General features: G+C 68.4%; 7 protein-coding genes and 2 pseudogenes. 4 read left to right on the top strand and 5 right to left on the bottom strand.

Annotated features, from left to right (window positions below):
* Window positions 1-309 precede the first annotated feature (309 nt).
* Window positions 310-678, top strand: a complete 369-nt coding sequence (locus AB0N14_RS39200) for a VOC family protein (RefSeq protein ID WP_366030476.1) — start codon at window positions 310-312, stop codon at window positions 676-678.
* A gap of 47 nt (window positions 679-725) precedes the next feature.
* Here the strand turns inward: AB0N14_RS39200 and AB0N14_RS39195 are convergent, their stop codons facing one another.
* The gene (locus AB0N14_RS39195) at window positions 726-950 is read right to left on the bottom strand and encodes a transposase family protein (RefSeq protein ID WP_366030475.1); all 225 of its coding nucleotides are present in this window, start codon (window positions 948-950) and stop codon (window positions 726-728) included.
* On the opposite strand from AB0N14_RS39195, the gene AB0N14_RS39190 reads away from it, so the two are divergent.
* The gene (locus AB0N14_RS39190) at window positions 940-1,197 is read left to right on the top strand and encodes a hypothetical protein (RefSeq protein ID WP_366030474.1); all 258 of its coding nucleotides are present in this window, start codon (window positions 940-942) and stop codon (window positions 1,195-1,197) included. The two genes, AB0N14_RS39195 and AB0N14_RS39190, sit on opposite strands and share 11 nt — an antisense overlap.
* Here AB0N14_RS39190 and AB0N14_RS39185 read toward each other — a convergent pair.
* The 4 genes and pseudogenes from AB0N14_RS39185 to AB0N14_RS39170 form a co-directional block, all read right to left on the bottom strand.
* Complete coding sequence (locus AB0N14_RS39185) at window positions 1,191-1,484, bottom strand: ribosomal protein L7/L12 (protein WP_366030473.1); 294 nt, start codon at window positions 1,482-1,484, stop codon at window positions 1,191-1,193. The two genes, AB0N14_RS39190 and AB0N14_RS39185, sit on opposite strands and share 7 nt — an antisense overlap.
* A 16-nt stretch (window positions 1,485-1,500) precedes the next feature.
* Entirely contained in the window at window positions 1,501-1,671 is a 171-nt protein-coding gene (locus AB0N14_RS39180) for a hypothetical protein (protein ID WP_366030479.1), read from the bottom strand.
* 12 nt (window positions 1,672-1,683) lie between these two features.
* A pseudogene (locus AB0N14_RS39175) lies at window positions 1,684-2,887 on the bottom strand (IS3 family transposase).
* Window positions 2,888-3,550: 663 nt separating this feature from the next.
* Window positions 3,551-3,934, bottom strand: a pseudogene (locus tag AB0N14_RS39170) (transposase); the annotation flags it as partial.
* Between the two features lie 334 nt (window positions 3,935-4,268).
* Between AB0N14_RS39170 and AB0N14_RS39165 the strand changes: the two are divergent.
* Window positions 4,269-5,777, top strand: coding sequence for an ISL3 family transposase (locus AB0N14_RS39165; RefSeq protein ID WP_366030477.1), 1,509 nt, complete (start codon window positions 4,269-4,271; stop codon window positions 5,775-5,777).
* A gap of 249 nt (window positions 5,778-6,026) precedes the next feature.
* Window positions 6,027-6,767, top strand: a complete 741-nt coding sequence (locus tag AB0N14_RS39160; protein ID WP_366030472.1) for an alpha/beta hydrolase — start codon at window positions 6,027-6,029, stop codon at window positions 6,765-6,767.
* Window positions 6,768-7,160 lie beyond the last annotated feature (393 nt).

Raw genomic sequence — 7,160 nt, 5'->3', positions numbered from 1 at the left:
CACCGCCCTCACCAAGCCCCAGAGGGACCTGCTGGCCAAGCTCGACATCCCCGCACCGAAGCAGATCATCGCCCTCGAACCCACACCCCGCTGACAGCACGAACACCAGCGCCTAGAGAAACGCCTCTCAGGCGCCCTCACCCATGTCCGCGCAGGTCAGACCCCAGATTCGTGACTCTGGGCCGCTGAATTACGCGGAACGCAGGCCTACCGTTCGCTCTCGGGGGTGGTGACAGGGCGGTTTTGCCGATGAGTTCACCGTCCTCGAACGGTCTACCCAGCGACACGACCGTTCTCGACAGGAGTGCCATGTCCACCATCCAGCCAGTGATCGTGACTGCCGACCACGACGTCCTGCTCGGCTTCTATACGAAATTGTTCGGCGCCAAGGAGATCTTCCGGGTGCCGGAGGAAGGCCCGGTCTTCTACCTCGGCTTGCGCATCGGCGACACCGACCTCGGGCTGGTGGCCAAGGCGAACCCGGGGGACCGGGAGGCGTCGCGGATCTTGCTCAGCATCGGTGTCGACGACGTCGATGAGACGCTCGGCCGGGTAACGGCGCTGGGCGGCTCGGTCCGCGGCGGCCCCAACGACATGCCGTGGGGACAGCGCGTCGCCCACATCCAGGACCCCGACGGCAACCCGCTGAACCTCACCCAGCCGACGCCGGCTCAGTGACGCTGTTCCGGGTGCTTGTGCTGGTCGTGAGCTGCCTGCGGTAGAGATCATTTGCCGGTAGTGGCCTCGATGTTCGCCAGGACGAGCAGCGCGCGAAGCAGGTGGGTGGCGCGGGCAGGGTCGGTGCGGAGTTTGGTCAGGATCCGCCAGTTCTTCAGGGGGGCGAAGCCGCGTTCGACGGGGGCGCGTCCGGCGGCGAGCACTCGGTTGGCCTCCTTCTCGGCGGGTGTGAGCTTGCGGGCGCGGGTGGCCTTGAAGCCGGTGACGACCACGGGATCGTCCCCCGTCGTCGTCCAGGCCGAGGAAGCCCAGGTCGGCCAGGGCGCCGAGGCCGGCAGCACGCAGGTGGGCCAGGATGTGGTCGCAGCGGGCGGCGGTGATGTCGTGGGTGCGGCCGGGCCGGGCGGCCGATATCCACACCAGGCGGTCCCGCTCATCGGTCAGGGCAATCACGTGCAAGCCGTGGCGGCGATGCTTGTCGAGGATCTTGTGACGATGAGGGTGCCGAAGGCTTACTGATTCACTTCAGCGTGAGCGCTGGCACCGGCTTCGTGGAGCTCGGCCACCATGGCGGAGGCGACTTCTTCCGGCACGTTCTCGAGGATGGTCGCGGGCAGGTGGCTGATGAGGGACTTGCAGTGCCACAAACTCTGCCCGGTTCGCCGGTGCAGTAGCTTCACGATCTCGATGGCCCGGGGGCCGGCGTCAGTCAGGACTACGGTGTACGGCAGGTCGTCGCAGACCAGCAAGAACGATTCGCTCACCGTGTCCGATCCCTCCGTCAGTCCGCGGATGGCCTGCAGCATATGGCGAGCTCAGCGATCACGTCCTGAGGAGGATGCGTCTGCGGAGGAGGTCGAGGTTGGCCCGGCCGAAGCCCATCCGCTTGAGGAGCTTGGCTCTGGTCACGTGGCCCTCGACCTGGCCTGAGCTCCATGACGTGGACAGGCCGGCGGTGACGGCGTCCGGGCCTTGTCCCCGAGGGGTGGACACCTGTTCGTGTTGTTATGCGGCGAGTGTCAGGGTAGCTGACTGTTGCTCGTAGGCGATCGGTGCCTGCTGTCCGTTCGCCGAGTGTCGTCGGCGGGTGTTGTAGCGGGTAGTCCAGCGGAAGACGGCCAGGCGGCAGGCGCGAGCCCCGTCGAAGCGGCGGGCGCCGCGGAGCGTCTCGCGTTTGAGTGCGGCGTTGAAGCTCTCGGCGAGCGCGTTGTCCGCGCTGGTGCCGACCGCGCCCATGGACTGCCGCACCCCCAACTCGGCGCATACTTGGGCGAATTGGTGGGAGGTGTACTGCGCTCCGTGATCGCTGTGGAATACGGCTCCGGCCAGGTTGCCGCGGGTCGCGGCGGCTGCTCTGAGGGCGTCGGTGACCAGCGAGGTGCGCATGTGGTCGGCGATCGACCAGCCCACCAGGCGGCGCGAGAAACAGTCGATCACCGTCGCCAGATACAGGAACTCGCCGTCGCCCACCGGCAAGTACGTGATGTCGCCGACGTACTTGGTGTTCGGCTCGCTCGCGGTGAAGTCGCGTCGCAGCAGGTCCGGCACGGGTGTGGCGGACGGTTCGGGCACGGTGGTGACCTGGCGCTTGCGCAGCCGCAGCCCGGCGATGCCGTACTTGCGCATGACCCGTCCGACGCGCTTGTGGTTCACGCGCTCGCCGTCCTCGCGCAGCTCGGCGGTGATCCGGGGGCGGCCGTAGGTGCCCGCTCGGCGAGAGCGGCGTCGGCCCGCTCGCGCGCGGCGCGGGCCTCCCGGCCGGCCCGCCATTTACAGAAGCTGGAGCGGGCCACCTCCAGCACGTGACACAACCGCTTCACGCCCCAGGCGCGGTAGTGGTCCTCAATGAACTTGAAGCGGTTCACCAGTTCATCTCGGTGGCGAAAAACTTCGTCGCCTTACGGAGGATGTCCCGTTCGGTGGCCAACGTCGCGTTCTGCTTACGCAGGTCCTTGTTCTCCGCGCGCAGGGCCGCTATCTCGGCCTCCAGCTCTTCCTTCGTGGCCTCGCTCACCGGGACGTCCTTCGTGCTCTTGATCATGGCGCCGCTCTCGCCGCAGCGGACCCGCTCGGCCCGCACCCAGTTGCGCAGCGGCTCCCGGCTGATCCCCAGGTCCTTGCCGATGCCCTCGAAAGTGTGGCTCGGGTCCGACAGGTACAGCGCGACAGCGTCTGCCTTGAATTCGGGCGAGTAGACCTTCATCACCATAAGAGATCCCTCCTCCCCGGCCCGTGGCGGGGCCGGGCTCAGAGGTGTCCACCACTCGGGGACAGGTCCCTCCAGGTCCTGTTTCATGCCGTTGACCAGGGAGTGCAGGGCGGGCAGGTCGTCAGCGAGGACGCGGTCCATCCAAGCGGGCAGGTCATCGCCGCGCAGGTCGCGCATCATGGCGGCGAAGTCGCGGACGTGGCTTGCGGTGGCGTCGAGGTGCGGGCAGGCGGCCCGGATCGCTTTGAGCTCGGCCGCGTCGCTCTCGGCGAGGTGGCCGGGGTTGGTCATCATCCAGCGGACGGTGCGTCGGGGTTTCGGGGCGGCTCGTGGCTCGGGAGCAGGCGTGGGCGGGTTGCGCGGCTTGGGGCTGTGCGGCTTCTTGAAGGGCCGGAAGTAGCGGCGGACGCACTGGATGCTGCCGGTGAAGCCGCGTGCGCGCAGTTCCTGGTGCAATTGAGGGATGTCGTGGCAGCCCTCGCGCCAGCGTTCGTGCAGGTAGGGCCTGTACTCGTCCAGGATCGAGGCCCGGTTGTTGGCCTTGACCAGCAGTTCGTCGAGACTTTGGGCGCGGGCGAAGCGCCGCACCGTTGAATGGTCCAGCCGCAGCCGACGGCTGATCGAGGCCAGAGATTCACCTTCGGCGAGCAGTTGCTGCACCGCTGTGTACCGCTCGGTGGTGCGGGCCACCAGCCGCCTCGTGCGCCCGAGGACGTCCCGGGTGCCGTCCGGAGGGACGAACGGCATCTCCTCTGCGGGCGGCTCCGCTGTTCCCGTGGACGCGGCGGCGGACTCCGTGACGACCGGGGCCGTGGTGAAGGCCGTCCGGATGCACGGGTGATGGGCGCCGACCGTCTTTTCCACCGCCTCGGCGAGGTTGCGCAGCAGGTGCCAGGCATCCGCCACTTGCCGGGCTTGCGGAGCCCCGCTGCGGGCGCCTTCGGCATAGGCACCGGCCCGGTCCCGGCAGATCACTTCGACTTCGGGGTGATCGCGCAGCCAGGTGACCAGCGGCGAGCGGACCTGGCCCTGGGCGTCGGCGTTCACCACCAGCTGGAGGCGGCTCACCCAGCTTCCGGCCGTCACCTGACGGTCGGCATCTCCCCGACGAGGATCAGGAAGGAGGGCAGCCCCGCAGTCTCCGGGCCCGTGGAACCCGGCGCAGCCGCGGCGTCACGCGACGGCCCGTCCTACACCGGCCAAGGACATTACGGGCGAACCGCCGGATCGATCAGCGACCGAACCCCACTGACGAATCGAGGCTAACCACTCGACAACCAAGATCAGCCGTTAAATTGGCTCTGGCCCGTAGTCGGTGGTAGCTGTGGGTGACGGCATGCCATGATCGGGCGTGGCTGATGTGAACTCCCTTTTCGGGATAGTGTTTTCGGGGTTGTCCGCGCTGGCGGTGGAGGATGCGGCGGACGGCGGTGATGTGGTCCTGGTGTCGGCGCGGACACGGGGCGGCCCGGTGCCGTGCCCGGCCTGCGGGACGCCGACGGAGAAGGTCCACGGCTTCCACACCCGCACGCTCGCGGACGTCCCGGTGGACGGGCGGCGGGTCAGGGTCTGTGTCCGGCTGCGGCGTCTGGTGTGCCCGGTGCTGGACTGTCCGCGGCAGACGTTCCGCGAGCAGGTGCCCGGGGTCGTGGAGCGTCATCAGCGCCGCACGAACCGCTTCGCCACCCAACTCGGCGCTGTGGTAAAGGAGTTAGCGGGCCGAGCGGGCGCCCGCATCTCTCATTTCCTGGCGATCCCTGTCTCCCGCTCCTCCGCACTGCGCACGCTGACCGCCCTGCCGGTACCGGCCGTGCGCGTCCCGCGTGTCATCGGGATCGACGACTTCGCGCTAAAGCGCCGTCACCGCTACGCGACCGTGGTCATCGACGCCGAGACCGGCGAACGCATCGACGTCCTGCCCGACCGGGCCCTGGAAACCGTGGCCGCGTGGTTGCGGGAGCACCCCGGCGCCGAGTACGTCTGCCGTGACGGTTCGGGCTCCTACGGCGAGGCCATCCGCCAGGCCCTCCCCGAAGCCGTGCAGGTCAGCGACCGCTGGCACCTGTGGAAGAACCTCTGCGAGAAGGCCCACGCCGAGATCCGCTCGCATGCGGCGTGCTGGTCGGCCGCCGTGAACCCGGCCCTGCCCGGCGGGGTGCGCGAGCAGACCACCCGCGAGCGATGGCAGCAGGTCCACGCCCTGCTCGACAAGGGCGTCGGCCTGCTCGAATGTGCCCGCCGCCTCGACCTCGCCCTCAACACCGTCAAGCGCTACGCCCGCATGAAGGAACCCACCGGGGAGAAGACCGCACCGCGCTACAAGCCCACGCTCGTCGACCCCCACCGCCCCCACCTCCGCGCCCGGCGTGCCGCCGACCCGGCCGTCCCGGTCCAGCAGCTCTTCCGCGAGATCCAGGAGCAGGGCTACACCGGCAGCCTCAACCTCCTCTACAAGTACGTCACCCAGGGCCGCATCGAGGGCGAACGGCCGGTCACCACCCCGCAGCGGTTCTCCCGGCTCCTCCTGTCACGCCCCGAAAACCTCCGCGACAAAGACACCGCCTTCCTGCGGGAACTGACATCCTCCTGCCCCGAGCTGGGCAAACTGGCCAACCTCACAGGACAGTTCGCCCAGCTCCTGACCCCGACCGAGGGCAATGACGCCAAGCTCACCAAGTGGATCGCCCAGGTCCGTGCCGCCGACCTGCCCCACCTGCACTCCTTCGCCAACGGGCTGGAACTCGACCGGGCTGCCGTCGACGCCGGCCTCACCCTGCCCTACCACAACGGACGCACGGAAGGCGTCAACACCCGCACCAAGATGATCACGAGGCAGATGCACGGCCGCGCCGGCTTCCCCCTCCTCCGCCACCGCATCCTGCTCCAGTAGCCACCCTCACCCAGACCTACCACCGACTACGGGCCAGAGCCGTTAAATTGACACACCCGGGAATCCCGCAAAAACCCGTTAGGCGGACGAGGGCGACCACTGCTAGATTTCCGGAGGCCGTGCGAAAGATCGAGGAGGTGGTACCCATGAACGCAGTATCGACATGGGTGCTCCCCTCCGGGGTCACGGTCGGGCGATAGACAGGTCGTCCGGGAGCGCCGTTCCAGTGCACTCCCGAAAGGCACGACCATGCATTTCACTTCCGAGCAGCGCCTCGACGACGGCGTCCTCGAACGCGAATTCACCCTCGGTGAGATCCCCGGCATCCTGTGGACACCCGCATCGGTATCCGCATCCGCACCGGCGCCGCTGATCCTGCTCGGCCACCCTCCCCTCGGGCTGCGCAAGATGTACCCCCGACTGGTGGCCCGGTCCCGGCACTCCGCGGCGGATGGCTTCGCCACGGCCACCATCGAGCTCCCCGGAAGCGGCGACCGGCCCCGTTGGCCCGCCGCCGAGCAGGCCCGCGCCGACCTGCGCCGGGCGATGGAGGCCGGCGAGCCGGTCAGCGACGAGATCGTCGACGCCCTCACCCTCCCGCTGGTCGAAAAGGCCGTCCCGGAATGGCAGGTCGCCCTGGACGCCCTCCTTTCGCTGTCCGAGATCGGCGGCCCGGTCGGGTACTCGGGGGGAGTGATCTCCATCGGCATCCGGCTGGCGGCGGTCGAGTCGCGCATCTCGGCCGCCGTTCTGTTCGCCGGGAGTTTCGTGCCTCGCGCCATGTTCGAGGAGGCCCGGCAGGTCACCATTCCACTACACGTCCTGCTGCAGTGGGACGACGCAGGGAACGACCGGCAGGCGGCCCTGGACCTGTTCGACGCCTTCCGCTCCAAGGAGAAGTCCCTGCACGCCCATCTCGGCGGGCACACCGGCGTCCCGCACTTCGCGGGGGACGCCGCGGCCGAGTTCTTCACCCGACATCTGAAGTGAGGCCGGGCCGTAAGACCGGCAGCAGACGGTAGCTGATGTCAGCCGGCATGCCGCTCATCGAGGCCAGGTCCCGGCCCTCTGCAGCTCTCTACACCGTGGGCCCCTGCTGAACTCTCGGCAGGGGCCCGTGCTGCCTGAAGTCATGAACTGTTCGATTTCTGCAGAGCTTAGAGTGCTGCCCAAACTCGTGTACAGGTGCTGTCGGTTCTCGGCTCTGGTCCAACTTCTGTGGTGTGCCTGCTCCTCGTGACCGTTGATCTTGGCGGTACGGCCCGCGAGATCGTCTGGAAGCTGCTAGTACTCCAGCCGGAGATGTGATCTCCATGGTTACTGGGAGGCTTGTCTGCGGTAGTGGCTGCGGCAGGCTCGGGCCTGGTGGCGTCGGCGCCAGAG

This window comes from Streptomyces sp. NPDC051104, from assembly GCF_040682835.1.
GTDB lineage: Bacteria > Actinomycetota > Actinomycetes > Streptomycetales > Streptomycetaceae > Streptomyces > Streptomyces cynarae.
Note: the sequence above shows the minus strand (reverse complement) of the source record. Positions and strands in the feature narration are given on the sequence as shown.